At 69.0% G+C, this 26,575-nt stretch carries 24 protein-coding genes and 3 tRNA genes; 10 read left to right on the forward strand and 17 right to left on the reverse strand.

Annotation, left to right across the window (positions count from 1 at the left end; genetic code table 11):
• Nucleotides 1–10: 10 nt before the first annotated feature.
• From panC to tilS, 12 genes are all read right to left on the reverse strand, one after another.
• Nucleotides 11–898, reverse strand: coding sequence for a pantoate--beta-alanine ligase (gene panC / locus ROT00_RS03795; RefSeq protein ID WP_404772435.1), 888 nt, complete (start codon nt 896–898; stop codon nt 11–13).
• Complete coding sequence (locus ROT00_RS03800; RefSeq protein WP_404772437.1) at nt 895–1,656, reverse strand: Rossmann-like and DUF2520 domain-containing protein; 762 nt, start codon at nt 1,654–1,656, stop codon at nt 895–897. The genes panC and ROT00_RS03800 overlap by 4 nt, the downstream gene beginning before the upstream one ends.
• Complete coding sequence (locus ROT00_RS03805; protein ID WP_404772439.1) at nt 1,649–3,346, reverse strand: PH domain-containing protein; 1,698 nt, start codon at nt 3,344–3,346, stop codon at nt 1,649–1,651. Before ROT00_RS03805 ends, ROT00_RS03800 begins: the two co-directional genes overlap by 8 nt.
• Entirely contained in the window at nt 3,343–3,870 is a 528-nt protein-coding gene (locus ROT00_RS03810; RefSeq protein ID WP_404772441.1) for a PH domain-containing protein, read from the reverse strand. Before ROT00_RS03810 ends, ROT00_RS03805 begins: the two co-directional genes overlap by 4 nt.
• Nucleotides 3,863–4,327: a DUF3180 domain-containing protein gene (locus tag ROT00_RS03815; RefSeq protein WP_404772442.1), complete on the reverse strand. Its 465-nt coding sequence runs from the start codon at nt 4,325–4,327 to the stop codon at nt 3,863–3,865. The genes ROT00_RS03810 and ROT00_RS03815 overlap by 8 nt, the downstream gene beginning before the upstream one ends.
• Nucleotides 4,324–4,809: a 2-amino-4-hydroxy-6-hydroxymethyldihydropteridine diphosphokinase gene (gene folK, locus ROT00_RS03820; RefSeq protein ID WP_404772444.1), complete on the reverse strand. Its 486-nt coding sequence runs from the start codon at nt 4,807–4,809 to the stop codon at nt 4,324–4,326. Before folK ends, ROT00_RS03815 begins: the two co-directional genes overlap by 4 nt.
• Nucleotides 4,806–5,186: a dihydroneopterin aldolase gene (gene folB, locus ROT00_RS03825; protein ID WP_404772446.1), complete on the reverse strand. Its 381-nt coding sequence runs from the start codon at nt 5,184–5,186 to the stop codon at nt 4,806–4,808. The genes folK and folB overlap by 4 nt, the downstream gene beginning before the upstream one ends.
• Nucleotides 5,179–5,970, reverse strand: coding sequence for a dihydropteroate synthase (gene folP / locus ROT00_RS03830; protein WP_404772959.1), 792 nt, complete (start codon nt 5,968–5,970; stop codon nt 5,179–5,181). The genes folB and folP overlap by 8 nt, the downstream gene beginning before the upstream one ends.
• A 43-nt stretch (nt 5,971–6,013) precedes the next feature.
• Nucleotides 6,014–6,637 carry a GTP cyclohydrolase I gene (gene folE / locus ROT00_RS03835; protein WP_404772448.1) on the reverse strand — a complete coding sequence of 208 codons (624 nt, stop codon included), beginning with the start codon at nt 6,635–6,637 and terminating at the stop codon, nt 6,014–6,016.
• Between the two features lie 17 nt (nt 6,638–6,654).
• A complete protein-coding gene (gene ftsH / locus ROT00_RS03840) occupies nt 6,655–8,673 on the reverse strand; it encodes an ATP-dependent zinc metalloprotease FtsH (RefSeq protein WP_404772450.1) in 2,019 nt (672 codons plus the stop codon).
• Nucleotides 8,674–8,782: 109 nt separating this feature from the next.
• Nucleotides 8,783–9,334 (reverse strand): hypoxanthine phosphoribosyltransferase, encoded by a 552-nt coding sequence (hpt, locus tag ROT00_RS03845; RefSeq protein ID WP_404772451.1) that lies wholly within the window; start codon nt 9,332–9,334, stop codon nt 8,783–8,785.
• 43 nt (nt 9,335–9,377) lie between these two features.
• A complete protein-coding gene (tilS, locus tag ROT00_RS03850) occupies nt 9,378–10,436 on the reverse strand; it encodes a tRNA lysidine(34) synthetase TilS (protein WP_404772453.1) in 1,059 nt (352 codons plus the stop codon).
• Between the two features lie 61 nt (nt 10,437–10,497).
• On the opposite strand from tilS, the gene ppa reads away from it, so the two are divergent.
• The gene (gene ppa, locus ROT00_RS03855; protein WP_404772455.1) at nt 10,498–10,983 is read left to right on the forward strand and encodes an inorganic diphosphatase; all 486 of its coding nucleotides are present in this window, start codon (nt 10,498–10,500) and stop codon (nt 10,981–10,983) included.
• Nucleotides 10,984–11,067: 84 nt separating this feature from the next.
• On the opposite strand, the gene ROT00_RS03860 is transcribed toward ppa, so the two are convergent.
• Both ROT00_RS03860 and ROT00_RS03865 read right to left on the reverse strand, forming a co-directional pair.
• The gene (locus ROT00_RS03860; RefSeq protein WP_404772457.1) at nt 11,068–12,387 is read right to left on the reverse strand and encodes a C40 family peptidase; all 1,320 of its coding nucleotides are present in this window, start codon (nt 12,385–12,387) and stop codon (nt 11,068–11,070) included.
• Nucleotides 12,380–13,660, reverse strand: coding sequence for a peptidoglycan DD-metalloendopeptidase family protein (locus ROT00_RS03865; RefSeq protein ID WP_404772459.1), 1,281 nt, complete (start codon nt 13,658–13,660; stop codon nt 12,380–12,382). The genes ROT00_RS03860 and ROT00_RS03865 overlap by 8 nt, the downstream gene beginning before the upstream one ends.
• Before the next feature lie 241 nt (nt 13,661–13,901).
• On the opposite strand from ROT00_RS03865, the gene ROT00_RS03870 reads away from it, so the two are divergent.
• From ROT00_RS03870 to ROT00_RS03880, 3 genes are all read left to right on the forward strand, one after another.
• Nucleotides 13,902–13,974 (forward strand) — tRNA-Glu (locus ROT00_RS03870).
• A gap of 37 nt (nt 13,975–14,011) precedes the next feature.
• Nucleotides 14,012–14,085 (forward strand) — tRNA-Asp (locus ROT00_RS03875).
• A 76-nt stretch (nt 14,086–14,161) separates the two neighbouring features.
• A tRNA-Phe gene (locus ROT00_RS03880) sits at nt 14,162–14,234 on the forward strand.
• Nucleotides 14,235–14,270: 36 nt separating this feature from the next.
• On the opposite strand, the gene ROT00_RS03885 is transcribed toward ROT00_RS03880, so the two are convergent.
• Both ROT00_RS03885 and ROT00_RS03890 read right to left on the reverse strand, forming a co-directional pair.
• Nucleotides 14,271–15,581 carry a tyrosine-type recombinase/integrase gene (locus ROT00_RS03885; protein ID WP_404772461.1) on the reverse strand — a complete coding sequence of 437 codons (1,311 nt, stop codon included), beginning with the start codon at nt 15,579–15,581 and terminating at the stop codon, nt 14,271–14,273.
• Nucleotides 15,581–15,778: an XRE family transcriptional regulator gene (locus ROT00_RS03890; protein ID WP_127794348.1), complete on the reverse strand. Its 198-nt coding sequence runs from the start codon at nt 15,776–15,778 to the stop codon at nt 15,581–15,583. The genes ROT00_RS03885 and ROT00_RS03890 overlap by 1 nt, the downstream gene beginning before the upstream one ends.
• 138 nt (nt 15,779–15,916) lie before the next feature.
• On the opposite strand from ROT00_RS03890, the gene ROT00_RS03895 reads away from it, so the two are divergent.
• The 6 genes from ROT00_RS03895 to mobF all read left to right on the forward strand — a co-directional run bounded on the left by ROT00_RS03895 (nt 15,917) and on the right by mobF (nt 25,164).
• On the forward strand, nt 15,917–16,630 hold the full coding sequence (locus ROT00_RS03895; RefSeq protein ID WP_404772463.1) for a hypothetical protein: 714 nt from the start codon (nt 15,917–15,919) through the stop codon (nt 16,628–16,630).
• A gap of 139 nt (nt 16,631–16,769) precedes the next feature.
• Complete coding sequence (locus ROT00_RS03900; protein ID WP_404772465.1) at nt 16,770–17,480, forward strand: hypothetical protein; 711 nt, start codon at nt 16,770–16,772, stop codon at nt 17,478–17,480.
• The gene (locus ROT00_RS03905) at nt 17,477–18,619 is read left to right on the forward strand and encodes an XRE family transcriptional regulator (RefSeq protein WP_404772467.1); all 1,143 of its coding nucleotides are present in this window, start codon (nt 17,477–17,479) and stop codon (nt 18,617–18,619) included. Before ROT00_RS03900 ends, ROT00_RS03905 begins: the two co-directional genes overlap by 4 nt.
• A gap of 207 nt (nt 18,620–18,826) precedes the next feature.
• Nucleotides 18,827–20,617, forward strand: a complete 1,791-nt coding sequence (locus ROT00_RS03910) for an ATP-dependent nuclease (RefSeq protein WP_404772469.1) — start codon at nt 18,827–18,829, stop codon at nt 20,615–20,617.
• Nucleotides 20,598–22,349, forward strand: coding sequence for a UvrD-helicase domain-containing protein (locus ROT00_RS03915; protein WP_404772470.1), 1,752 nt, complete (start codon nt 20,598–20,600; stop codon nt 22,347–22,349). The genes ROT00_RS03910 and ROT00_RS03915 overlap by 20 nt, the downstream gene beginning before the upstream one ends.
• Before the next feature lie 127 nt (nt 22,350–22,476).
• Nucleotides 22,477–25,164, forward strand: coding sequence for a MobF family relaxase (gene mobF, locus ROT00_RS03920; RefSeq protein ID WP_404772472.1), 2,688 nt, complete (start codon nt 22,477–22,479; stop codon nt 25,162–25,164).
• Between the two features lie 143 nt (nt 25,165–25,307).
• On the opposite strand, the gene ROT00_RS03925 is transcribed toward mobF, so the two are convergent.
• Nucleotides 25,308–26,447 (reverse strand): hypothetical protein, encoded by a 1,140-nt coding sequence (locus ROT00_RS03925; protein WP_404772474.1) that lies wholly within the window; start codon nt 26,445–26,447, stop codon nt 25,308–25,310.
• Nucleotides 26,448–26,575: the final 128 nt, after the last annotated feature.

A 26,575-nucleotide genomic window follows, 5' to 3' on the forward strand; every position in this document is an offset into this window, starting at 1 on the left:
CTACTTGCGGTCAGCCGAGCACGACGCGCCGGTTGTCGATCAGCCGGGTGGCGCCGACCCGGGCGGCGACGAGCGCGAGCGCCGGGCCCGTCGCGTCGTCGGCGACGGGGAGGAAGGTGGCGGGGTCGACGATGACGAAGTAGTCGAGCTCGGCGCCGTCGTGGTCGCCGAACGCCGCGACCGCCTCGGCGAGCGCCTCGGGGGCGCCGTCGCCCGCGGCATCCGCTGCGGCCGAGAGCGCCTCGGAGAGCACGAGCGCGGTGCGCCGCTCGGCGTCACCGAGGAAGCGGTTGCGGCTCGACAGGGCGAGCCCGTCGGATTCGCGCACGGTCTCGACGACCTCGACGGCGACCGGCAGGTCGAGGTCGCGCACCATCCGCCGCACGAGGAAGACCTGCTGCGCGTCCTTCTGGCCGAAGACGACGGCGTCGGGCTGCACGATGTTCAGGAGCTTCGCGACGACCGTGAGCATGCCGTCGAAGTGCCCCGGACGCGAGGCGCCCTCGTAGAGCCCGCCGACCTCGCCCGCGACGACCCGCGTCGCGGCCGGGCCGTCGGGGTACATCTCGGCCACCGTCGGCGCGAAGACGAACGCCGCGCCCGTGCCGGTGAGCGCGGCCACGTCCGCGTCGAGGGTGCGCGGATAGCGCTCGAGGTCCTCGCCCGGGCCGAACTGCAGCGGGTTCACGAAGATCGAGACGACGACGACGTCGGCGAGCTCCCGCGCGCGGGCGACGAGCGCGAGGTGGCCGTCGTGCAGCGCCCCCATCGTCGGGACGAAGGCGACGGATGCCCCGCCGGCCCGCGCATCGGCGATCCGGCTCCGGAGCCCGGCGATCGTCGCGGTCACCTCCGGCGTCCCGCCGCCGCCCGCCGGGGTGCGCGCTGCGTCGTTCACCAGGTGCCTCCTGCGCCGTCGTCGAACGTGCTCCCATCGGCGCCAGGGCCTGGGCCGTCGGCGAGGCCGGGCCCCTCGTCGTGCCGGGCGAGGGCGTTCTCCACCGCGCTGCGCACGAGCGGGGCGAGCACCGCGCCCGGCCGGCTCACGCCGAGGCCGCCGAGGATGCCGCTCGCCTGGTCGACGATCGCCGAGGAGAACGAGACGGCCGTGTCGATCGCCTCCGCGTACGCGGGGCGCGCCGTCTCGTCGACGATGAAGGGCTCGCCCCCCATCTCCACGACGAGCGCCTGGGCGATCGGCAGTACCGGCGCCGGGGCGGTCACGGCGAACCAGGCGCCGGCGAGCCGGGCGAGGTCGATGCTCGTGCCGGTGAAGCTCATCACGGGGTGCACGGCGAGCGGGATGGCCCCGGCCCGGCGCGCGGGATCGAGCACCCCCGTGCCGTACTCGGCGGCGGTGTGCAGCACGAGCTGGCCCGGCTGCCAGTCGCCGGTCGCGGCGAGGCCCTCGACGAGGGCGGGCAGCTCGGCCGGCGGCACCGCGAGCAGCACGAGCTCGCTGCGGCGCACCACCTCCGGGGTCGTGAGCACGGGGACCCCGGGCAGCATCGCGTCGGCCCGGTCGCGGCTCGACTCCGACACCGCGGTCACGCCGGTGAGGGCGTGGCCGGCCCCGCCGAGGGCGGCGGCGAGCACGGCGCCGACGCGGCCGGCCCCGATCGTGCCGACGCCGAGGCGTCCCGCCCGCTCAGGCATCCGCCGCCTCCCGGCCCCAGTGCTGCGAGCGGTCGTCGTTCGCCCGGAGGACCGCCTCGTCGGCGAGGTGCGCGAAGAGCGCCTCGCCCTGCTCGCGCTCGATGACCGGCAGGCTCGCCACGACCGGCCCCATGACGGTGTGCAGCCGCACCTCCGAGAGCGCGAGGGCGCGGCGCACCGGCCCGGCCGAGACGGCGACGGACTGCATCCGCGCGAGCGGCACGAGCACGAGCCGGCGCACGAGCGCGCCACGGCGGAGGAGGGCGATGCCGGCGGTGCCGGACCAGCCGATGCGCCGCCACGAGAACGGGTGCAGCCAGACGGCGCGGCGGGGCGTCGCGGAGAAGCCGTCGCCCGGGCGCCCTGCGCGGCCGGTGAGGCCGCTCGCGATCCCGCCGGCGAGCGCGCCGCCCGCGGCGGCCTCCGGCAGCAGCAGGGCGATGACCCGCTGCACGTCCTCGGCGGTGCCGACGGGGAGCACGAGGGTGCGCTGCGCGGCCTCCGAGCTGCTCGTGACCGACTGGCCGGCCACGTTGATCCGCACCGACCACCAGCCGAAGGGCCGCCAGAAGATCCACTGGGTCGCCTCGACGGCGTGGATGCGGCCCGGGGGCAGCGTGTGGTTCGCCGTCGACAGCAGCCCGTAGCCGACGCGCACGCCGTCGGGGGTGCCCGCGATGGAGTAGCGGAGCGACTTCGTGATGCGCGACCAGAGGTAGCTCACGAGACCGATCGCCGCGGGGACGAAGGTGAACAGCAGCCAGAGCTGCCGGGTCAGGATGCCGGCGACGACGACGCCCGCGACGACGAGCACCCAGAACGCGGCGCCGCCGAGGAGCGTCGAGCCGACGATGCGGCCGACCGGGATGTGCACGACCGACTCCGGCGGGGCGAGCTCAGGGTCGAGCTCAGGCGCGAGGAACTCGTCGACCCGCTGGCCGACGATGGCGCCCGCGCGCGAGCCGATCGTGGCCGGCTCGGCGCCGGGGACCGGAGCGGCACCGGGGATCGGCTCGGCACCGGGGATCGGCTCGGCGACCGTCTGCCCCGGGGCGACCGCGGGCAGCGTCGCGGCCGGGACCTCGCCGCCGTGCGTCGCCCGCGCACCGGAGGCGAGGCGCAGGATGTCGCGGCGGAGGCCGTCGGTGAGCGAGGAGCCGAGGTAGGCGAGCTGCATGTTGCCCGACTGCCCGGCGACCTGCACCTCGAGCTTCGCGGCGCCGAACAGCCGCGCGAAGACCGGCCGGGTGATGTTGATGCCCTGGATGCGGTCGAGCCTGGCGCTCCGGTGCGAGCGGAACAGGATGCCGCTGCGCACCTCGACCGCCTCCGGCGTGACCCGGAAGGTGTGCATCCGCCACGACAGCCAGAAGCCCGCGATCACGAGGACGATGACGACGAGCACCGCGAGCAGCGCCCAGCCGACGAGGTTGTTCGCGACGATGCCGCCGATCGGATCGCGGCCCCAGTCGTTCTCGTCGTCCCATTCGCCGAAGCCGTCGCCGAGCTGGTCGGGCGCGAAGACCACGAGGAAGAAGTCGACGACGCGCTCGCGCAGGTTCGCGATGACGAAGCCGGCGATCGCGATGAACACGAGTCCGCCGCGCAGCAGCGGGCTCGCCGGGTGCAGCCGGTGCCACTCGCCGTCGGCGAGATCGACGAGCGGCTTCGCGGCGGGGGTACCGCTCACAGCCCCGCCCGCCGGGACTCGGCGAGCGCGACGAGCTCGTCGCGCAGGCGGTCGGCCTCCGCCTCGGGGATGCCGGGGACGGTGACCGCCGTGGCCGCCGCGGCGGTCACGAACTTGAGGTCGGCGAGGCCGAGGGCGCGCGCCACCGGGCCGCGGGTGATGTCGACGAGCTGCATGCGCCCGTACGGCACCGCGACCTGGCGGTGGAACATGATGCCGCGGCGGAAGAGCAGGTCGTCCTCGCGGAGCCGGTAGCCGATCGAGCGCACCCGGCGCGGTTCGAACGCGATCGCGATGATCGCGATGAGCCCCACCGCGCCCGCCGCCCAGGGCGCCCACCACAGCCCCCACAGGGCGAAGGCGACGAGGAGCCCCGCGACGATCAGCACCGTCGTGATGATGGAGCCGATCACCTCGACGACGAGGTACTTCGGCGACACCCGGCGCCACTCGGCGTCGGGCGTGAAGCGGTGCTCCGGGGTCGCGGGCTGCTCCGGGGTCGCGGCGTGGTCCGTCTCAGGCATGGGCGGGCTCTTCATCCTCGTGGTCGTCGGGTGGAAGCGTGCAGAAGTGCTCGGCGACGAGACCGGCGACGAGCAGGAGGGCGGCGCCGATCGCGGTCGCCGCGGCGAGCCACACCGTGCCCGCCTGCGGCACGACGGTGCGGGTCAGCAGGAAGATCGTGATGCCGATGCCGAAGCCCGCGACCAGGGCGCCGCTCAGGCTGCAGGCCTTCGCGAGCACCGCGACGCGCATGGCGTGGAACGGGTCGACCCGCCGGCCGGTGCCCTTCACCGATCGCCGGATCGGCCAGGCGAGCGCGACGACGACCGCGCCGACGCCGACGAGCGTGATCGCGAGCGAGATCGGCGGGACGAGCGCGTTGCCGCCGGCGGAGACGATCGCGAGGTCGCCGAGGTAGCCGAGCACGAGGCCGACCGCGGCGAACGCGACGAGGACGGGGGCGTGGGTGCGCGTCATCGTCGTCGCACCTCGTCGGCGGCGGCGGCGCGGAGCTCGGCGACCGGCCCGCGCCCGGCGACGACCGCGTCGGGGTCGACGTCGAGCCAGGGCTGGAGCACGAACGCCCGCTGCCACGCCCGCGGGTGCGGCAGCTCGAGCCGCTCGTCGGCGAGGCGGGCGCCGCCGTGGTCGATGAGGTCGAGGTCGAGGGTGCGGTCGCCCCAGCGCTCCTCGCGGACCCGGCCGTGGGCGAGCTCGACCCGCTGCAGCAGCTCGAGCAGCTCGAGCGGCGCGAGGCTCGTGTCGACGAGGAGCACCCCGTTCAGGTAGCCGGGGGCGTCGTGGTCGACGCCGGAGAGCTTGATCGCGGGCGTCTCGTAGACGGGCGAGACGGCGAGGAGCTCGACCCCCGGGGCGTCGGCGAGCTCCGCGGCGGCCGCGGCGATCGTCGCCTCGCGGTCGCCGAGGTTCGCGCCGAAGGCGATGACGGCCCGGGTCACGTGCGGCTCCTCGTGATCGTGACGGCGACGTCGTCGAACGGCACGCGGATGGGCGCCTGCGGCTTGTGCACGGTGACTCGGACGGCCTCCGCCGCCTCGAAGCCGAGGGCGATCCGCGCGACCCGCTCGGCGACGGTCTCGATGAGGTCGACCGGGTCGCGCTCGACGCCCTGCACGACGGCCTCGGCGAGCTCGCCGTAGTGCACGGTGCGCGCCAGCTCGTCGCCGCGGGCGGCCGCGGCGAGGTCGACGAAGACGGTCACGTCGATCACGAACTCCTGGCCGTCGGCGCGCTCGAAGTCGAACACCCCGTGGTGCGCGAAGACGCGCAGCCCGGTCAGGGTGATCCGGTCTCCGCCGTCGCGCTCGTCAGCCACGTCCCCCATGCTGCCATGCTCCGAGGACGTCGAGCGCGAGCCGGGTGGATGCCACGTCGTGCACGCGCACCGCCCAGGCCCCCGCCTGCGCCGAGAGCACGCTCACGACGGCCGTGGGTAGATCGCGCCCCTCGACGGCGGCGCCCTCCGGCAGCAGCCCGCCGAGGAAGCGCTTGCGGGACGCCCCGACGAGCACCGGAAAGCCGAGCGCCTGCAGCTCGTCGAGCCGGGCGAGGAGCTGCCAGTTGTGCTCGGCGCGCTTCGCGAAGCCGAGGCCGGGGTCGAGCACGATGCGCTCGGGCGCGACGCCGGCGGCCACGAGGGCGTCCACCCGCACGGCGAGCTCGTCGCGCACCTCGCGCACGACGTCGTCGTACTCGGCGAGCCCGTCCATCCGGTCGGAGTGGCCGCGCCAGTGCATCGCGACGTAGCGCGCGCCGCTCGCGGCGGCGATCTCGGCCATCGCCTCGTCGGCGAGGCCGGCGGAGACGTCGTTGATGAGCTCGGCGCCCGCCGCCACCGCGGCCTCGGCGGTCGCGGCGCGCATCGTGTCGACGCTCACGCGGTGCCCGCGGGCCGCGAGCTCGGCGACGACGGGGATGACCCGGCGGAGCTCCTCGGCCGGCTCGACCCGCGCCGCGCCGGGCCGGGTCGACTCGCCGCCGACGTCGAGCAGTTCGGCGCCCGCCGCGGCGAGCTCGAGCCCGTGCGCGATCGCCAGCTCGGGATCGAACCAGCGGCCGCCGTCGCTGAAGGAGTCGGGCGTCACGTTCACGACGCCCATCACGAGCGGCGCCGTCGACGCCGATGCCGGTGCCGGTGCCCGCTCAGTCACGCCGGGCCCCGATGAGCGCGACGATCTCGGCGCGCGCCGCGGGCTCGGAGAGGGCGCCGCGGCTCGCGATCGTCACGGTCGAGCTGCGCTCCTGCCGGGAGCCCCGGGTGGTGACGCAGCGGTGCTGGGCGTCGAGCACGACGAGCACGCCCTTCGGCTCGAGGCCGGTCTCGAGGGCGTCGGCGATCTCCTCCGCGAGGCGCTCCTGCAGCTGCGGACGGCTCGCGAGCGTGTCGACGACGGCGGGGATGCGGCCGAGGCCGACCACCCGGTCGCCCGGCAGGTAGGCGACGTGCGCCGTGCCGACGAAGGGCAGCAGGTGGTGCTCGCAGACCGAGCGGAAGTCGAGGTCGCGGAGCACGACCGCGTCCGAGGTCGTCGGGGTGTCGGCATCCGCCCCGCCCCTCGCCCGGCGGATGCCGGCGTCGAGCGGGACCGCGTCGGCGAGGTGCACGAGCGGGTCGACGGCGAGCCCGCCGAAGAACTCCGCGTACGCCTCGGCGACCCGCTTCGGGGTGCGCACGAGTCCGGGCCGCGCCGGGTCCTCGCCGATCGCGAGGAGGATCTCGCGCACGGCGCGTTCGATGCGCTCCTGGTCGACGCCGGGTGTCGTCATCCCCGCCCCGTCACGGCTCAGGCCGTCGCCGGCCGCGGGTTCGACCGCGGCGCCTTCGGCTCGGCCGCGGGCTCCTCGGGCGTGACGTCGGAGTCGATGCCGCCGTCAACGAGTCCGGCGTCGATCGGCATCTTCTCGGTCGGGAACGCGATCGGCGGCACGTCGGAGACGGGGCGCTTGTCGCTCGACAACCACAGCGGGCGCTCGGGGAGCTTCCGCACGTCCGTGAAGATCTCGGCGATCTGGTTGTGGTCGAGGGTCTCCTGCTCGAGGAGCTCGGCCGCCAGCTTGTCGAGGATGTCGCGGTTGTCGTTCAGCACCTGCCACGCCTCGTCGTGCGCCTGCTCGATGAGCGCGCGCACCTCGGCGTCGACCTTCTCGGCGATGCCCTCGGAGTAGTCGCGCTGGTGGCCCATGTCGCGGCCGAGGAACATCTCGCCGGAGGACTGGCCGAGCTTCACGGCGCCGACGTTCGCCGACATGCCGTACTCGGTGACCATCTTGCGCGCGGTGGCCGTGGCCTTCTCGATGTCGTTCGAGGCGCCGGTGGAGGGGTCGTGGAACACGATCTCCTCGGCGACGCGGCCGCCCATCGCGTAGGTGAGCTGGTCGAGGAGCTCGTTGCGGGTGACGGAGTACTTGTCCTCCAGCGGCAGCACCATCGTGTAGCCGAGGGCGCGACCGCGCGGCAGGATCGTGATCTTCGTGACCGGGTCGGTGTAGTTCATCGCCGCCGCGGCGAGGGCGTGGCCGCCCTCGTGGTAGGCCGTGATGAGCTTCTCCTTGTCCTTCATCACGCGCGTGCGCCGCTGCGGGCCGGCGATGACGCGGTCGACGGCCTCGTCGAGGGCGCGGTTGTCGATGAGCTGCGCGTTCGAGCGGGCGGTGAGCAGCGCGGCCTCGTTCAGCACGTTCGCGAGGTCGGCGCCGGTGAAGCCCGGGGTCTTCCGCGCGAGCACCTCGAGGTCGACGCCCTTCGCGAGCGGCTTGCCCTTCGAGTGCACCTCGAGGATCTTCTGCCGGCCCTTGAGGTCGGGCGCGTCGACGCCGATCTGGCGGTCGAAGCGGCCGGGGCGCAGGAGCGCCGGGTCGAGGATGTCGGGGCGGTTCGTCGCCGCGATGAGGATGACGTTCGTCTTCGGGTCGAAGCCGTCCATCTCGACGAGCAGCTGGTTCAGCGTCTGCTCGCGCTCGTCGTGGCCGCCGCCCATGCCGGCGCCGCGGTGGCGGCCGACGGCGTCGATCTCGTCGACGAAGATGATGGCCGGCGCGTTCTGCTTGGCCTGGTCGAACAGGTCGCGCACGCGGCTCGCGCCGACGCCGACGAACATCTCGACGAAGTCGGAACCCGAGATCGAGTAGAAGGGCACGCCCGCCTCGCCCGCGACGGCGCGCGCGAGCAGGGTCTTGCCGGTGCCGGGAGGGCCGTACAGCAGCACGCCCTTGGGGATGCGCGCGCCGACCGCCTGGAACTTCGCCGGCTCCTTCAGGAACTCCTTGATCTCGTGGAGCTCCTCGATGGCCTCGTCGGCGCCGGCGACGTCGTCGAAGGTGACCTTGGGGCTCTCCTTCGAGACGAGCTTCGCCTTCGACTTGCCGAACTGCATGACGCGGTTGCCGCCACCCTGCATGCCCGAGAGCATGATCCAGAAGAAGAGGCCGATGAGCAGGAGCGGCAGCAGGATGCCGAGCATCGAGAGGAACCAGTTCGGCTGCGGCACCTCGTCGTTGAAGCCGTCCTTCGGGTTCGCGTCGTCGACGGCCGCGATGACGTCGGCCCCGCGCGGGGTGACGTAGTAGAACTGCACCTGCGTGCCGAGCTTCTCGTCAGCCTTCGCCAGGGTGAGGTCGACCCGGTTCTCGCCGTCGACGATCTTCGCGGCGGCGACCTTGCCGTCCTTCAGGAGCTCGAGGCCCTCCTGCGTCGACACCTCTTTGAACCCGGAGGCCGTGATGAGGCTCGCGCCGATCCACACCACGATCGCGGCGATCAGGATGTAGATGATCGGTCCGCGCAGGATCTTCTTCATGTTCATGGTGCTGCCAGGCTACCGTTCACCCGCTGATCGCCGGATGTGTGTTCGCTGAGGGCTGCGCAGCAGTCCCGAAGCGGACCGGCGGGCACAGCCGCTGAGGGCTGCTGGCTCAGCTGTAGACGTGCGGCGCGAGGATCGCTACGTCGCGGAGGTTGCGGTAGCGCTCCGCGTAGTCGAGGCCGTAGCCGACGACGAACTGGTTCGGGATGTCGAAGCCGAGGTAGCGCACGTCGACCTCGACCTTGGCGGCGTCGGGCTTGCGCAGCAGCGCGCAGACCTCGACGGAGGCGGCGCCGCGGGAGCGGAGGTTCTCGAGCAGCCAGCTGAGGGTGAGGCCCGAGTCGATGATGTCCTCGACGATGAGCACGTCGCGGCCGGTGAGGTCGGTGTCGAGGTCCTTCAGGATCTTCACGACGCCGGACGACTGGGTGCCGGCGCCGTAGCTCGACACGGCCATCCAGTCCATGTTCAGGTGCGGGCGCAGCTCGCGGGCGAGGTCGGCCATGACCATGACGGCGCCCTTCAGGACGCCGACGAGGAGCAGGTCGCGCCCCGCGTAGTCGACCTCGATGCGTCGGGCGAGCTCGGCGAGCTTCGCGTGGATCTCGGATTCGGTCACCAGGACTTCGGTGAGGTCGCCCTCGATGTCGCTCGCGTGCATGCATCGATCCTAGGCGACGCCGAGCGCCGCCGGGTGCCCCGGATCAGTGATCGTGCGGGAGGATCTCGGTCGCCCCGGTCGCGGAGAACACGACGTGGGCGCCGGCCCGGGTCGCGACCGCCCCGCCGGGGAGCGACACGGGCCCCTGCCCGTGCCAGTCGGTGACGAGTCGGGCCACCTCGAGCGTCTGCACGCGGCTGAGCGCGACGCCGAACTCGCTGCCGACGACGTGACGGATGATGCGCTGGCGGAGGGCGGCCGGGTTCGCGGCGAGCACCGCGGCGGAGACGGCGATGCCGGCTTCGGCGGGCTCGCAGATCTCCTCGATGAACTCCTCGAGCTGCTCGTCGAAGGCCGCCTCGTCCTCGCGGAGCTGCTCGGCGGTGCGGGCGAGTGCCTCGGCGATGCCGGGGCCGAGCTCGGCCTCGAGCACGGGCAGCACCCGGTCGCGGACGCGCACGCGCGCGTACGCGGGGTCGGTGTTGTGCGGGTCGTCCCAGGGCTCGAGCCCGGCGTCGAGGCAGGCGCTCCTGGTGGTCTCGCGCCGGATGCCGAGGAGCGGGCGCACGGAGCGGCCGTTCCGCTGCGGCATCCCCATGAGGCTCGCCCCGCCGGATCCGCGGGCGAGTCCGAGCAGCACCGTCTCGGCCTGGTCGTCGAGCGTGTGGCCGAGCAGCACGAGCGCGGCGCCCGTCTCGGCGGCGGCCGCGTCGAGCGCGGCGTAGCGGGCGGCGCGGGCGGATGCCTCGGGGCCGTCTCCCCCGGCCGGCACCTCGACCCGGCGCACGAGCACCGGGTCGAGCCCGAGCTCCCGCGCCTGGGCCGCGGCGCGCGCGGCGACCTCGGCGGATCCCGCCTGCAGGCCGTGGTCGACGACGACGGCGCCCGCGCGCCATCCGGCCCGCGGCGCCTCGAAGGCGGTCGCCGCGGCGAGCGCGAGCGAGTCGGCGCCCCCGGAGAGCGCGACGAGCGCGAGCGGCGCGACCCCGCCCGTCTCGGCGGCGTCGACGGGTTCGAGCACGGCGCGCACGGCGCGGCGAACGTCGGCGATCGGGGGTGTGAGGCGGGGACGGCGCTCTGCCGTGCGGTCGTCAGAAGGCATCGAGGTAACCTTATTCCGCCGCGCGCCACGTGCCCGGCGGGACTTCACACAAGGAGAGCACATGGGCGAGTACAACGCCGTCATCGAGATCCCCAAGGGGAGCCGCAACAAGTACGAGGTCGACCACGAGACCGGTCGGGTCTTCCTCGACCGCGTGCTCTACACGGGCTTCGTCTACCCCACCGACTACGGCTTCTTCGAGAACACCCTGGGCGACGACGGCGACCCGCTGGACGTGCTCGTGCTCCTCGAGTACCCGCTGTTCCCGGGCGTCGGCGTGAAGGTGCGCCCGGTCGGCGTCTTCCACATGACCGACGACGGCGGCGGCGACGCGAAGGTCATCGCGGTGCCCGCGGGCGACCCGCGCTGGACCCACATCCAGGACGTCGACACCATCCCCGAGTACACGAAGAAGGAGATCGAGCACTTCTTCGAGCACTACAAGGACCTCGAGCCCGGCAAGTGGGTCAAGACCGAGGGCTGGGGCAACGCGGCCGACGCCGAGGCGCTCATCCAGAAGGCGATCGAGGCCTTCCCGGGTCACTGAGTCCTGAGCGGATGCCGAGGCATCCGCCGCACGACGAAGGGGGCGAGCCGCACGGCTCGCCCCCTTCGTCTGTCTCCCCGCGGCTCAGCCGGTGGGCCGGGCCGCCGCGGACGGGCTGCCCCAGATGAAGTACTCCCGCACCGGGACGCCCTCGCGGGGCGCCTCGAGGATGCGGCCGCCGCCGAGGTAGATCGCGACGTGGTAGTAGTCGCCGCCCGAGCCCCAGAACAGCAGGTCGCCGCGCTGGATGCTGCCGAGCGAGACCGCCTTCCCCTGGCCCGCGAGCGTGTAGTACTGGTTCGTCGCCGAGTGGGTGCCGACGTAGATGCCCGCGTAGCCGTAGGCCATCTTCGTGAGTCCCGAGCAGTCCCAGACGTCGGGGCCGGCCCCGCCGAGGCGGTAGGGCTCGCCGAGTTGCTGCGAGGCGTACCAGATGGCCGACTCCACGGCGCTCTGGTTCGGCGGCTTCGGGTTCGTGGGCTTCGGCGGCGTCGTCGGCTTCGGCGTGGTGGGGTTCCCACCGCCGGTGTTGCCTCCACCCGTGTTGCCGCCACCGGTGTTGCCCCCGCCGGTGTTCCCGCCGCCGGTGTTGCCGCCGCCCGTGGTCGGCGGGTCGGGCCGCAGCGCCTCTTCGGCCTCCTCGCGGGCGATGCCCTCGACCCGCTCGCGCTCGAGCTCCGCCGTGGTGTCCTTCAGCCGGGCGAGCTGCGCGTAGAGCTCCGCGGAGCGCCGCTCCTGCTCGGCGACGGCCGCGGTCGCGGCATCCGCCTTCGCCTGCGCGTCGTCGTACTGGCCCTTCGCCTCGTCGGCGAGCTTCTTGCGCTCCTTCGCGGCGGCGTCGGCCTGCTCGCGGAGCGAGTCGGCGGCGTTCCGGTCGGCGAGCGCCTGCTCGTACACCGAGGTCGACTGCTCGCCGAGCTTCGAGGCCATGCCGAGCTGCTTCAGGAGCCCCGCGCTGTCGCCCGAGAAGACGAGGGAGGTGGTGAGGTCGTTGCCCGCGGACTTCGCGAGGTGCGCGGCGATGAGGCCGGCGCGCATCTTCGAGATCTCGGCGACCGCCTCGGCCTCCTCGGCCTGCTTGCCGAGGGACTCCTCGCGCTCGACCGCGTCGTCGCGCTTGACGACGGTCTGCCGGTACGCCTCGGCGGCGATCTGCGAGTCGCGCACCGCGGCATCCGCCGTCGCCTGGAGACCCGCGAGCAGCTCGCCGAGCCGGGCGATCTCCGCCTGCTTCGTCTGCTCGTTCTGCTTCGCCTGCTCGATCTCGCCCCAGGAGGGGTAGTCGACGGCGAACGCCGGGGCGCCGGAGACGCCGATCGAGGCGGTGACGGCGCCCACGGCGACCGCCGAGAAGACGGTCGCGGGCTTCACCCGGGACACCGGGCGGGTGCGGTTCTCAGCCAAGGGAGACTCCTCGTGCGGACATGAACGGCCCGGGGTTGATGCGGTCCCAGCCGTCCCAGACTTCGAAGTGCAGGTGGCAGCCAGTCGACGCGCCCGTCGTGCCGCTCCAGGCGATCTGCTGGCCCGCGTTCACCCACTGGCCGGAGCCGACGAGGATGCCGCCCTCGCGGATGTGCGCGTAGCCGGTGGAGATGCCGCCGCCGTGGTTGATCTTCACGTAGTTGCCGTAGCTGCCCGTCCAGCCCGCGATCGAGACGGTGCCGCTGTTCGCCGCGTAGATCGGGGCGTCGCAGCCGGTCGCGATGTCGTACGCGTAGTGGAAGCCGCTCGAGCAGTAGCCGCCGCCGCAGATGATCGGGCGGGCGCCGTAGCCGTCGGAGATGTACCCGGAGGCGGGGCGCGCCCAGCCGGAGCTCGCCACGGTGCCCGGGGCTCCGGCGGCGAGCGCCTCGCGGCGGCGCTTCTCCTCCTCGGCCTTCCGGATCCGCTCGCCCTCCTGGTAGGCGGCCGTCGTCTTCGCCTCGGCGTCCTTCATGAACTTCAGCTGCTGGTCGAGCTCGACCTTCTTCGCCTGCGACTCGTTCAGCGCGGCCTCCGCGGCGGCCTGCGCCTCCTGGGCGGCGGCGAGCGCGTCCTGGGCGGCGATCCTGAGCTTCTCGCGCTCGGCCTTCGCGACCTCGGCCTGCTCGCCGAGCGACTCGGCGTCGTTCGACTTCGACTGCGCGCTCCGGTAGACCTCGGAGGTGCGCTCGACCATCTTCTCCATGTTGCCGAGCTTCGAGAGCAGGGCGTCGGTCGCGACGGCGTCGCCCGACTCGAGGAACAGGTCGATGCTGAGGTCCCCGCCGCCGGAGCGGTAGAGCTGCGCGGCCACCTGGCCGGCGTTCTTCTTCGCGTCGGCGGCCTCGGCCGCGGTCTCCTCGGCGAGCTTCTCGATCTCCTGCGCCTTGCGGGCGGCGTCGTCGTAGCGCTGCTGGGCGTCGAGGAACTCGCCCATCCGCTTCTCGGCCTCGGCACGCGTCGCCTCGACGTTCTGCTCGAGCTGCGCGATGAGGGAGGTGATCTCGGCGACCGCGCCGGCCGCCGCGGCGGTGTCGGCCTTCGCCGCCTGCAGCTCGTCCCAGGTGGGGTAGTCGGCGGCGACCGCGGGGCTCGCGCCGAGCACGGACCCGGTCACCGCGAGTCCGGCGACGAGCAGGCTCGCGAGGGCACGGCGCAGCCGCGCCGGGGTTCGGCGTCTCGTCGTCGGGCGGTTGACTGTGGTTCGGTACATGGTTCCCCGTCCACGCGGGCTCGGGCCCCCGCGCCGTTCTGTGTTCAGAGCTTCTGGTTCAAGCTCAGCTTGAGGCGATCAGAGCCACGATAGGCATGGAATCGCGGTGCGAACGGCATTTCAGCGGGCATGTCCAGGCCGCGCCGCGGGCGCTCCGGAACCATGCCGGGCCCCGTTTTGGAATCTCGGCGGGAAACCCGTATGCTTGGCTGTCGGCGGGAGAGCGCAAGCACTCCCACCCGGCCCCATCGTTTAGTGGCCTAGGACACCGCCCTTTCACGGCGGCAGCACGGGTTCGAATCCCGTTGGGGTCACTCTCGAAGGTTTTACAATTGAATAGTCTCATTACGAGGCCCTGTGGCGCAGTTGGTTAGCGTGCCGCCCTGTCACGGCGGAGGTCGCGGGTTCAAGTCCCGTCAGGGTCGCTCAGGCGACAAGCCCTTTCCCTTTCGAGAGAAGGGGCTTTCTCCTTATCGAGGCACCCTTCATCGGATGCCTCGAGGCTCTGTAGCTCAGTTGGTAGAGCGTTCGACTGAAAATCGAAAGGTCACCGGATCGATGCCGGTCGGAGCCACAGCGAAACCCCCGGGAGACCGGGGGTTTTTTCGTGTCAGCGGGTGATTCCGCGAGGCCGCCGGTGAGGCTGTGCCATTAATGTGCCATTAACGGTTCGCCCGGTTCGGCGTTGTGCCATTTCTGGTTCTGCATGGGTGGTCTTCGCGGTGCGCTTGTCGCTGTTCTGGCCGGCGCTTCTGTCGGTGCTGTTGCCCGTGCTCGCGCTCGCGCTTTCGTCGGCTCGCTTGAGCGCATCGTTCAGTGCTGCCCCGGCTCGGATCGCGACGCCTTCGCGAGCGCGCGAGTAGCGCTCGGTGACCTGCAGGCTCGAGTGGCCGAGGGTCGCCTGCACGTCGGGCGCGGTGGCGCCTGCGTCGAACAGGATCGTCGCGAACGTGTGCCGCAGATCGTGGATGCGCAGGTCGGGTCGGCCGATCGCCTCTCTGAGCTCCTCCCAGTTCACCGCGCGCCGCGCGTTGTGGTTCGTGAGGCGTCCACCGTCGGGGCCATCGAAGAGCAGGTCGCTCCCCCGCTTGCCTCGTGCCGCGGCTTCGGCGTACGGACGCAGGGCGTCGATCAGCGGGACATCCCTCGACTTGTGGCTCTTGGGCGACTGCTCGATGAGCTCGCTGCGCATGCCCGGGCTCAGCGATCGGCTGACGCGGATAACACCGCGCCCGAAGTCGACGTCGCCGACGCGCAGCGCGGTCGCCTCGCCCGCTCGCATGCCCGTGTAGACGAGGGCGGCGAAGTACCGGCGGTAGACGCCGTCGGGAATGAGGCCGAGCAGCGTGGCGATCTGCTCGAGCGTGAGCGCCCGCGACACCGGCGAGATCGACTCGCGCATGCTCGGCCGCTTCACCTCGCGGGCCGGGTTGTAGTCGATGAACCGCGACCGGCGCGCGCCGTCGAGGAGGCGTGAGAGAACTGCGAGCGCATCGTTCTTGGCGGATGCCCCACCCGACCACGCGACCATCGCCGACTCGATCATGGGCGAGGTGATCTCGTCGAGCCGATGCCTGCCGAGACTCGGCTTCACGCGCAGGCACCAGGCCACGCCGTAGCTGCGGGCCGTCGCCGGGCGGATCGACGACTCGATCGCCGGCCAGTACTTGTCGTACCACTGGTCGAGCGTCATCGACCCGTTCGGGTTGCGGCCGGCGACCATCTTCGCGAGCTCGCGCTTGGCCTCGGTCAGGGTGAGGAAGGTACGGGAGCGTTCGGCTGCGCCGCCCTCCACGCTCGGGCCGACGACGCGGATCTGGTAGCGCTGGCGGTCGGCACGCCAGCGGATGCCCTCGGGCAGCGGCCGGCCCGTCCGCGGATCGACCCGCGTCGGGGTGCCCTTCGTCGGCCGCCCGGCCATCAGTGTTCCGTTCCACCCCGCGCGAGCAGCTCGTCGATCGTGTCGGCGCTCCAGAGCAGGTGCTTGCCCATGCGGGCGTCGGGCTCGGGGATCAGCCCGTCGTGGCGAAGCTTGTCGAAGCTCGACACCGGGATGCGACATCGCTCGGCCGCCTCGACTCGACTCAGGTACTCGACCCTCCACGCAGTGTCGGCCATGATGCTCCCCCTCGACTCATCGGCCGCCGGCTGGCATCTCGTGCATGCCGACCCACGCGCGGCTATTTGCAAGTACCTGAGATTATCACCGGTCGCGGGTTTCGGCAAGTATCTGAGTTGCATGGCTAGACTCGGGCCATGAACGCCCCCGAACCAGGTGAGTGGGTGGACCAGTCGGCAGACGGGCTCCTACTCCAGAGCGACCTCCCCGACGAGTGGTTTCTCGCGAACCGCTTCCCCGGCGAACGCACCGACGATGGCAGCGCTCAGATCGACGAGCTCCTCGGGTACAACGTCTGGCCGCCCGTCCGACCAGTGGTCAAGAACCCGGAAGAATCCGAACAGAACGAGACCATCGACGGTCGTTGGCGCTACATCGAGCACACCGCATCGAGCACACGCGTGATGATTCGTCTACAGCGCCAGAAGCTCGCCGTACCCGAGGAGGTGCGCATCACCGGAGTGATCTACCTGCCTTTCCGCCCAGGCAACCCGATCACAAGCCATCTCCTCCGCGAGCTGCCGACCGCCCGCATCGAGGCCGCGATCAACAAGCGCCTCTTCGCGATGAAGCGCAAGGAGACGATCGCCGGCGGCAAGATCGTGCTGCCGTCGGGCCACAAGATCAGCGAGCGCGACCTGCTCAACCCACTCGGTGACCCGAAGAAGACGCCCGACTTCTACGAGCTGGTCGCCCTGCAGCACGGCCACCTCTCCCGGGAGGGCGACAGAAACCCGAGCACAACGATGGCGGAGATCAACGGCGTCGCCCTCTCCACCGCTCAGGGCTGGATCACGAAGGCCCGCGACCGCGGACTGCTCCCACCTGGGCGCCGAGGCCGTGCGGGCTGACCACTGCCTGACGATGGACGACTACTGCAAGAACCTGACCGACAGCGAGACACCCCTTCTGAAGCACTTGTGCAAGTTTGCTGTATGGAACTAAAGTGATGATCGTGGTTATCGGTTGAGTTCTTCAGAGGGAGTGGTCGTGACGGATATGGTTCTGGGTGGAAGCGAGTGGTTCCAAGGGCGTTTCGGGACGGTGGCAGGCGAAGTCGCTGAAGCACTCGTCCGTGCTGGACGGAACGCACATGAGACGGCTGCTGACTCGAAGGCGGCCAGCAAGCTGAGGACCGATGAGCCCTACGGCGCGACCTTCTGGCAGATCCTGGCTCTGTCTACCGTCGAGGAGCTCTCCGGCACCCAGGGCGTACAGACCACGAAGCCGAAGGGCAGCCGGTTCGAACTCCCCGTGGTGAACGGCACGATCCTGTACGCAGCTAAGTGCGCGTCGCAGTCAGGCCCCCAGGCGGACCGCTTGATGATCCGATGGTCGAACTTCCGTGAGCGCCTGTTCGACAACGTCGAACGCGCGGACGCCATGCACCTGCCCCTGCCCGAGTGGGAGCCGGAAGCAAGTCGAATCGAGACACCGAGCTCCGCCGCAAATGCTGTCATCCTCGTCGCGTATGTGGCCAGCGATCGTGGCGGTCTCGAGCGCATCTACATCGGGGACGGCTACCTCGACGCTGAGGGACATGTGCACTGGGTGTACTACGAAGAACTGCCGGTGGGGCCCGCCGAGATGGGCACGGGCATGATGTCGACCGAGCAGGCGGGGCGCTTCGACGAGGCCCCTATGCCGGATCTCGACATGGGTCTCTATGTAGATGACGACGCTGCTGAAGGTGGCCGATGAAACCTGTAACACCTGGTCGGCCAAACGGTTTGAACGCCACGGATGTCGCGCGGATCTTCGATCCCGAGCGACTCCGTCAGGCACGCCAGCTGGCTTTGCGCACCAAACAGGATGTTGCGAACGCGGTCAAGGTTTCGCCTGCGGCGGTGGGCCAATTCGAAGCGGGCATCATCGCGCCCCGCCCTGACGTCATCGAAAAGCTCGCGGACTACTTGAGAGTGCCTGCAGCGTTCTTCGCAGCAGGCCGACCGCGCGAAGCGCTGGAGTCCGGAAGCGTGTTCTTCCGGAGCCTCCGTGCGACAACGGCGAAGCAGCGGAACAAGGCGGTGGCCTACACCGAGCATGTGTGGGAACTCTCGAATGCCCTCGAAGCCCACGTGCGATTTCCGCATGTGGACATACCAGGATTCTCCGGCGGCGAGATCACCCCCGGCACTTTTTCCGACGACCCAGTCATTGCGGCACAACAACTGCGTGATGCGTGGCAGCTGGGCGACGGGCCAGTGCCCCAGATGGTCCGACTAGTCGAGTCGAAGGGGATCATCACGGTCTTGGTTCCGATGGTCGAGGCTGAGGTTGCTCGGATCGATGCGTTCTCGACTGTCTCGTTCGGCAGGCCTGTCATGGTCCTGTCCCCCGACCGGGCTGACGACGTTTATCGTCATCGGTTCAGCGCCGCGCACGAGCTCGGGCACATCATCCTTCATGGCGGCCGCACCTCGGGAACGGTCGACATCGAGCGCCAGGCCGACCGCTTCGCCGCAGAGTTCCTCACACCGCGCCGAGTTATGGAAGTCGAGCTGAAGTCCCGTCTTGAGATGTCAGTGGTCATTCGCCAAAGCCAGCAGTGGGGCGTGGAGCCCAGCTCGATCATCCTTCGCAGTCGGGAGCTAGGAAAGATCTCCGAAGCAACGGCCCGGCGCGGCTACATCCGGTTGAACCAGATCGGCGTCGCGCACGAACCCGTCGTAAAGTTCCCGGGCGAGCAGCCAGCCCTGCTATCGAAGGCGGTTGAACTCGCCGAGCAGCGCGGTGTTACGGTCCGCGACCTCGCGAACGAGCTGGCGTGGTCGACAGCACATGTCCGCCGAATGCTCGGCGAGCATGATGAGCGCCCTCGACTTTCGCTCGTAACCTGAGGCCCCTTGCTGGACGCGATCGTCCATCCGTGATGGCAACGACATGTCTTCGCGTCGTCAATGCGTTTCAAGTACGACCAGCGAGCGGAATCGCCCGCGGCGGATATGCGCGCGAGTCGCAGCCGAACTCGTCCGGGTTCTGAGATCATGCGAATGCATGCCAACAGCTGCTCATTTCACCGTGCTCACTGACTGAAAGCGACCCCCATGCACCTTGCTCAGATCAAGGTCCAGAACTTCCGTGGCATCTCTTCGGCAGACGTCTCGCTGGCCGGCAATACCGTCCTACTCGGTGACAACAATTCGGGAAAGTCGACCTTGCTCGAAGCCGTGGAGCTGGCGCTCGGCGCAGATCGCCTGTTCCGGAGGCCGACGATCGACGAGCACGACTTCTACGGCGGCAATTACCGGGAGAACGAGGTGCAGGTCGACGTGATGGTCGTCGACCTTGACGAGGAGATGCAGTCTCGGTTCCGGAACCACCTCGAGTACTGGGATGCGACCAACAGCAACCTGCTAACGTCCCTGCCCGGGCCCGACTCGGATGCCCTCCCCTGCGTACGGATCCGGTTCGTCGGCAGGTACGACGCCGACGAGGACGATTTCGAGGGTCGTACCTGGTTCTGCAGCCCCGAAGATGAAGAGGGCAAGCCGACCAGTGAAGCGAGGTCTGCAGACAAGCGTGAATTCGGCTTCCTTCTCCTGCGTGCTCTACGAACTGGGACACGTGCGATGTCGATGGAGCGCGGGTCGCTGCTCGACGTCGTTCTTCGCGCGTTCGAGGTCGAAGTACAGATGTGGGAGAACTTGCTCGAGAAGCTTCGCGGAGTTCCGGTCGCGGGTGTTGAGAACCCTGAATTCGGTCAGGTTCTTTCGAGCATCGACGAAGCGATGAAGCAGATCGTGGCTTCGGAATGGGCAGATGCGCCGCACCTCCGGGTTTCAGAGCTCACGCGCGAGGACCTGCGACGGGTGCTGCGTTCCTTCATGGCTACCGGCGCGCCTGGTTACGCAGCGCCGTTCAACCACCAAGGATCGGGGACGATCAACTCCTTGGTAATCGCGATGCTGACCCTGATTGCTCAGAAGCGCAACGGGCGCGTGATCTTCGCGATGGAGGAGCCAGAAATCTCTGTACCTCCGACAGCACAAAAGCGAGTCGTGGATCTGATCCTCGCGCTTGGCGGCCAGGCTATCTTCACGACCCATTCCCCGTACGTCCTCGAAGAGTTTGAGCCTGAGCAAATGGCGGTGATCTCGCGGAATCACGGCACAGGTGAATTGTCGAGTACACGGGTGCATTTGCCCGCTTCGCTGCGCATCAAGGCGTTTCGGACTGGTATTCGGACTCGGTTCTGCGAGGCGCTTCTCGCGCGACGGGTCCTAGTCACGGAAGGCGACACCGAAGCCGTGTCGTATGCGGCGCTCGCCAAGACGGCCGCGCGCGCGAACCCGACGCGGTTCGCACGGCTCGACACCCGCGGCTGGGCCATCTTCGATGCACAAGGCGAGACCAACGTCGCGGGGTTCGCCGGCTTTTTCCGCGGGCTCGGTAAGGATGTCGCTGCCGTGTTCGATAAGCAGCCCGCCGATCGTAAAGCCGACATCGAAGCGAGTTCAGACCACGCCTTCGAGCAGCAATATGGCGGCTTCGAGGACCTGGTTATCGCCGAGGTGCCCATCGCAGCGATTCGCGCCTACGTCGATGCACTGATCGCAGATGCGGTTTGGCCTTCGCACGTGTCGGAGCCCGACGATGGCACGGACGCCGCCTACTTGAGCGCGCTTAGGAAATTGCTCTCAAAGAATAAGGGCGATCGCTACGCAGCGGACCTCGTCACCGGGCTTGCCGAAGCTGACTTCCCGACTTCGATGGTGGACGTCCTCGAGCGGCTGAAGGAGGCGAGCGAACCACCCACAATGACCAGTGCGGCGCCGACCTACGAACCCGCAGCGGAAGCCGAGGGAGGACAGGACGATGGCGGCGCCCCAGCCTGACGAAGACTACGAGCTGGCAATCGAGCCACTACTCACGGCGACTGGCCACGTGATGGTCACTGGCAGCGCCGGGTGTGGAAAAACCACCGTCGCACTTCGCAAAGCCGCGCTCGCGATCACCGATGGGCTCGGAAGCCGCCACTCGCGCGTGCTATTCCTGAGTTTCGCCAACGCCACCGTCGACCGCGTCGCAGAGCACGCAACCAGTCAATTGGCGAAAGACCATCGCTCACAGCTGGAAGTCGGTACATATCACAGCTTCGCGTGGTCCATCCTTCGAAGCCACGGATACCTTCTTGGAGCACCGCGTGGCGTGAAGATCATGTCGCAGGCTGAACAGAACGCCTTCCGATCGCACATTCAGGACCCTGACGCCGACATACGTGCCGAGTTCCGACGCCAATTTGAGACGTTGGGACACGTTGGGTTCGACGACTTCGCTGGCCTCGCGAACGAGATTCTCGCCGGCAGCCCCTCCCTGCTAAGTGCGTACACCTCTGCATACCCGGTGATCGTTCTTGACGAGTTCCAGGACACCACCGACGACCAGTGGGCGCTCGTCAGAACGCTCGGGCAACACTCCCAGCTCATCGCGCTTGGGGATCCCGACCAGCGCATCTACGACTTCGTGGATGGGGCCAGCGAAGCGCGGTTCGAAGACTTCGCGGCTGCATTCGCACCGCGACAGGTGGACCTTTCGGCGTGGAACTGGCGCAGCCCTGGTAGTTCGATCACTCGGTTTGGCCGCGACGTCCTGCGAGGCGACTTCGAGAACTCGTACGAGGAAGTCGCGGTCCTGACGAGTGGCTTCCCACCCCTACTGACTTTGAAAACGACCCTGCTCACCACGCTGAAGCGAGTTACGGCTGCGGGCGGTGGCACGGTCGCGATCCTTACGCCGACCAACGCCCTTTCGGCGCGCGTCTACGAATACATCAGCGAGGCGCAGGAAAACCCGAAACTGCCAGGCCTAAGGATCGAGATTCACGCCACGAAGGAGGAGGGGTACGCCGCCCTTATCTTCATTGGCACCCTCCTGGAAATCGGCGCTACCGACCCCGATCGGTACGCCGTCGCGTGCGAGGCTTTGGCGCACTACTTGCGTACGAAATCGACGAAGCTCGGGTCGACAGCGCGCAGTCTGGCAGATCGCCTCGCGGGCTACGCCGCGAAGCTACAAGCAGGGAGTCCTGTGAACGTCAAGATTGTCAATGCGATCCGGGCGGTCGTCGACGGGTCGATCGAGAACGCCCGTACCGGACACGTATATGGGGACTACCTCACGGTCGTCAGCCTCCTCGCGTCCTCCGGAACGACCGAGCTCAAGCCGATGGCAGCGAACGTGCGAATGCTTAATCTTGTGACTCGTGGCTCGGACATTGAGACATCACTCGCCGCCTCATGGCGTGTGAACGGCACTTACGTGAACGCCAGGGAGATCATCCGAGACGCGGTGTTGCAGTATCAGCTCACGAGCAGCAAGCGCAGCAATCGGGATCTCATCGTCATGACCGTTCATCGAGCCAAGGGTCGGGAGTTCGACGAGGTAATCGTCTATGAGGAGCGATACGATCCGCTTCTCAAGCTGACGCCCACCCAGAAGGACTTGGGATCCGCGCGATATGCGTTGAACGTCGCAGTAACGCGAGCTAGGAAGCGCGTCACAATCATCACGCCTCAAAACGCACCCTCACCCCTTCTCACCCTCAAGCTCGATCACGTGCTGAGATAGGCCTGCACGGCTATCTCAGTCTCCTGGCAATCACAGAGCGATCGCGCAAGATTACCGAATGGACGTATGCTACCGTAGGTAGTTGCAAGAACCTGAGCTAGCTCGGAGGAAGGCGATGCGTGGTGGAGTGATCTTGTACCGGGGTTCCGGGGCCGACGCGCGCCGGTACCTCGAGTCCGATCGCTCCCGCGCCGACGACTACTACCTCGAGGGCGGCACGGCGCTGGCCGATTTCTCCGTCGTTGACGGCAACGGCGACCTGATCGGCGAGGGCGCGCTCACCCCCGACCAGTACGCCCAATGGGTCGACTGGATCAACCCGCTCACCGGCGAGTCGATGGGCACGCCCCGCCACGCCGGCGACGCTCGCCATGGGTCGCCGCGGTTCGCGGAGATGGTCGTCAACGCGCCGAAGTCGTTGTCGATCGCCGCAGCGCTGCACCCCGAGGTATCCGATGCGCTCGATGCGGCGCAGCAGGACGCGGTCGCCGAGCTCCGCGTTTGGCTCGGCGAGCACTCGGTCACGCGCGTCGGCCCGCGTGGTGCGCAGCGCGTCGTGCCGGTCGAGCAACTCGAGACGGTCGCGGTCTCGCACAAGACCTCGCGAGCGGGCGACCCGCACCGGCACATCCACTTCCAGATCGGCACGCGGGTGTGGGCGGATGCCGCGTGGCGAGGTCTCGACACTGCCGCCCTGTTCCGACAGCAAGGCGCGATCCGCGCGCTCGGCACGGCCGTGATCGCAGCGCACCCACGGCTCGCGGCCGCGCTCGACGCGGTCGGCCTCACGCTCGATCCGGTCACGGCCGAGGTCACCGAACTACAGCCGTTCAACGCGGCGATGAGCAAGCGCGCCGAGCAGGTTGCGTGCAATCTCGCGCAGTTCGAGAAGGTCTGGCGTGCCGAGCATCCGGACCAAGAACCCGGACCCGCCGCGATGTCGCGACTGACCGCGATGGCGTGGGATCACGAGCGGCCGCACAAGAAGCCGACCCGGCTCGGCAGCGAGGAAGCGTGGCGGCGCGAGCTCCAGGCATCCGGTTATCGACCTGATCTCGAACGCGTGCGGGCGCAACGGGCCGCCGCGCTCGATGAGCTGATCGTGCAGGATGTCGCGTCCCGCGCGCTCGATCGATGCGCGGCCGCCGCGTCGACGTGGACGGTGCACGACATCCAGGAGCACGTGTCGCACCTCGTCACCGAGGCCGGCGTGCGTGCCGACCCGACGCCGCTGCGCGAGTTCGTCACGCTCGCCACAGAGCTCGCAGCGGAGAACTGCCTTTCGGTGCTGCCGCCCGATGGGCCGCGTCCTGAGCACGTCGCGCACCTGACGAGCGTGCACGTCATCGCCGTCGAGACCCGGCTGCGCGATCTGCTCGCGGCCCGGGCCGAGCGACCGCAGGTGCTCACGCCCGACCTGTCGCGCATTGCACATCGACTCCGACTCGACCCGGCACAGGCGCGCGCGGCTGCCTCCGTGGCATCCACTAAATCGCTCGTCGTCGTGGAAGGTGCGGCCGGCGCGGGAAAGACGACGATGCTCGCCGCTGCGATCAAAGCGGCGGCCATGGAAGGCCGCAAGACGCGCGTGGTCACGCCGACGAAGAAGGCGGCCGACGCTGCGCATCAGGAGCTCGGCGTTGCGGCCGACAGCGTCGCCAAGCTCGTGCACGAGCACGGGTGGCGGTGGAATCGTGACGGCGTGTGGACGCGGCTCACCATCGGCGACCACGACCCAGATACGGATGCCGTGTACGTCGGCCCTGCGGCATCCGCTCGACTGCGCCGCGGCGAGCGAATCGTCGTCGACGAAGCGGGCATGCTCGACCAAGACACTGCGCTCGCGCTCCTGACCATCGCCGATGAGGCCGGCGCTACGGTCGCCATGGTCGGCGACCGTGCGCAGCTCTCGGCAGTCGGCCGCGGTGGCATGCTCGATATGGCCGCGCAACTGCTCCCCCGCGTGCACCACATGACCGCCGTGCACCGATTCGTCGACCCGGAGTACGCCGCGCTCACCGTGCAGATGCGGCGCGGGGATCATCCGGAGGCGGTCTTCGATCGACTGTGCGCGCTCGGTCTCGTTGCGATTCATGAGAGCCCGGATGCGCAGCTCGAGGCGCTCGCACGTGAGTGGCGCGAGGGTTGCACGATGACCGTTGCAACGAACGACGAGGCGCGCGAGCTGAATGCGCGGATTCGCGAGGAGCGAGTGCGCGCTGGCGACGTCGATGACAGCCGCACGGCGATAGGGAGCGATGGGCTACGCATCGGGCGCGGAGATGTGATTCAGACGCGGCGGAACGACTCAGCCGTGCGGGTGGCGAATCGGCAGGTGTGGGTCGTTCGGAGCGTGGTCGACGACGGCGTGGTGTGGGCGACGGAGCGTGCCGCCAGCCATCTGCCGCGATCCGTGCGTCTGCCAGCCGAGTACGTCGCCGAGCACACACATCTCGCGTACGCCGCGACTGCGCACGGGGTGCAGGGGATGACGGTTGCCGAGTCGCACACGGTGGTCGGCGATGTGATGGGTGCAGCGGCGTTGTACGTGGGCACTACCCGTGGGCGAGACTTCAACCGGCCTCATCTCGTCGCGGCCGATGTGGACGACGCACGAGACCGGTTCGTCCTCACGACGGTACGCGATCGCGCCGATCGCGGCCTCGCGAACGCGACGGCGACGGCACGTGAGTCGCTGCGCGGGCTCACGACAGGTAGGGAGCAGCGACACCGCCGGATGCAACGGATGGACGAGACTAATTTCGCTCAGACCAGTGCGTCGAGTACAACTCCCGATGTCGGACTGATGCGATGAGAAAGACCGCTGCGATCTCACGGTCGTGGCAGGTGCGCGATCGAGATCAGATGCGGATCCAAAACCTGGCGGCGAACTGAAGCGGAACTGTCCGCGTGCATTCCGCCGATGTACGGGCGGCGCCGACCGCGCTCCGGCCCCCTTCAGACGAAAGTCACAAGCTCCGAAGTGCGGCTCTGAGGGTCGTACTTCAGCGCGAGCGTAAAGTTCCGTAGGCCCTTGGATGTCTCGACCTCGATCAGCGAGTTGTACATCAGCACTTCGTCGCCGGTGTTGGCATGCCGCTCGAATCTGAGGTTGTACATGTGACCATCTGCGCTGTGTTCGGTGAGCGTCATTTCGAGTCGCTCCTGATCAAGATCTGCGAATTCCGCAAGTGAGAGCGCGCCGCCGTGCCGCACGTGCAGGTACTTGAATCGTCCATCGGTCATCCATACGGTCGGTGACTCGATCGCGCCCACGTGCGGATCTAAGGTTCCAATCGCGAGGTCGATATCTGAGAAGTTCCTTCCACTGAGTCGCGTGTTGATCCTGAAGGTCAGGAACGGAAGGTACAGCTGCGACCAAACTCCGACGGGAGTGAAGCCGTTTTCCTCAAACGGGTAGCCGAGAGGATTCGCGATCTCACCGTCAACGCCGTCCAAGAGGATCGAGCCCACTCTTAGACCGATCTGTGGGAGAGAGAGTGCGAGGTGCTCCTTGAGGTCGCTGTGCATCGTGCAGTCGGCAAAGCCGACATACGCGGGGTTGGGACGCACCGCTTCGACCAATGCCCTAGCTTGGGTCGGAGATAGGTTCGAGATGTAGACGGCGTAGATCTGATCGGCGTTCATCGACCGAGGCGTCTCGATGTCGGCGTCGTTCAAGAGCGCCCGCCGAAGTGATGAGCCCCGCCCTTCCAAGATGTCTCCATGCAGGATGGCGTTTAGCCCCCGGTTGTGTGCAGGCCGGGGCAGAGCGGGGATCCACGTTTCCGCGAGATATCGACCGTAGAAGCCGTTTGATGCTTCCGAAGCGACTGACCAGTCGAACAGGAGCGCGATCTCTCGCCGACCACTGTGGGGGACGAGAGCGCGAGCGATCAGGTCGTAGTCGACACCGACTTGTGACAATTCGCCAACCAGCATGGAGTGCATCGATCGAATCCAGTGATGGAACTCGGCCGACCGAACTCCATATAGCGACTGAGCTTGTGTAAGCACACTGCTGTTGAGCGCTGTGACTGCGTGAATACGGAACGGCCCACTACTCAGCTCATCCCAGGTCATCGACGAGCTGGTCATGTCCTCACGCTACCGTTGACAACGGTTCCGACAATTTACGGCCACGGTGGCCCTCGTGATTCCTGCGATCTCGTAGATCGGCTTGCGGCGCGCCGCGTTCTGCCGAGGCGGCAAGTCACCGGCACCTA

Origin of the sequence: Agromyces mediolanus, assembly GCF_044917495.1 — a bacterium.
GTDB lineage: Bacteria > Actinomycetota > Actinomycetes > Actinomycetales > Microbacteriaceae > Agromyces > Agromyces mediolanus_B.

Coding starts and splice junctions, on each gene's coding strand:
- ROT00_RS03800 (WP_404772437.1), bottom strand. CDS start 1,656: ATGCCTGAGCGGGCGGGACGCCTCGGCGTCGGCACGATCGGGGCCGGC.
- ROT00_RS03810 (WP_404772441.1), bottom strand. CDS start 3,870: ATGCCTGAGACGGACCACGCCGCGACCCCGGAGCAGCCCGCGACCCCG.
- ROT00_RS03815 (WP_404772442.1), bottom strand. CDS start 4,327: ATGACGCGCACCCACGCCCCCGTCCTCGTCGCGTTCGCCGCGGTCGGC.
- folP (WP_404772959.1), bottom strand. CDS start 5,970: ATGGGCGTCGTGAACGTGACGCCCGACTCCTTCAGCGACGGCGGCCGC.
- folE (WP_404772448.1), bottom strand. CDS start 6,637: ATGACGACACCCGGCGTCGACCAGGAGCGCATCGAACGCGCCGTGCGC.
- ftsH (WP_404772450.1), bottom strand. CDS start 8,673: ATGAACATGAAGAAGATCCTGCGCGGACCGATCATCTACATCCTGATC.
- hpt (WP_404772451.1), bottom strand. CDS start 9,334: ATGCACGCGAGCGACATCGAGGGCGACCTCACCGAAGTCCTGGTGACC.
- tilS (WP_404772453.1), bottom strand. CDS start 10,436: ATGCCTTCTGACGACCGCACGGCAGAGCGCCGTCCCCGCCTCACACCC.
- ppa (WP_404772455.1), top strand. CDS start 10,498: ATGGGCGAGTACAACGCCGTCATCGAGATCCCCAAGGGGAGCCGCAAC.
- ROT00_RS03865 (WP_404772459.1), bottom strand. CDS start 13,660: ATGTACCGAACCACAGTCAACCGCCCGACGACGAGACGCCGAACCCCG.
- ROT00_RS03885 (WP_404772461.1), bottom strand. CDS start 15,581: ATGGCCGGGCGGCCGACGAAGGGCACCCCGACGCGGGTCGATCCGCGG.
- ROT00_RS03890 (WP_127794348.1), bottom strand. CDS start 15,778: ATGGCCGACACTGCGTGGAGGGTCGAGTACCTGAGTCGAGTCGAGGCG.
- ROT00_RS03895 (WP_404772463.1), top strand. CDS start 15,917: ATGAACGCCCCCGAACCAGGTGAGTGGGTGGACCAGTCGGCAGACGGG.
- ROT00_RS03905 (WP_404772467.1), top strand. CDS start 17,477: ATGAAACCTGTAACACCTGGTCGGCCAAACGGTTTGAACGCCACGGAT.
- ROT00_RS03910 (WP_404772469.1), top strand. CDS start 18,827: ATGCACCTTGCTCAGATCAAGGTCCAGAACTTCCGTGGCATCTCTTCG.
- ROT00_RS03915 (WP_404772470.1), top strand. CDS start 20,598: ATGGCGGCGCCCCAGCCTGACGAAGACTACGAGCTGGCAATCGAGCCA.
- ROT00_RS03925 (WP_404772474.1), bottom strand. CDS start 26,447: ATGACCAGCTCGTCGATGACCTGGGATGAGCTGAGTAGTGGGCCGTTC.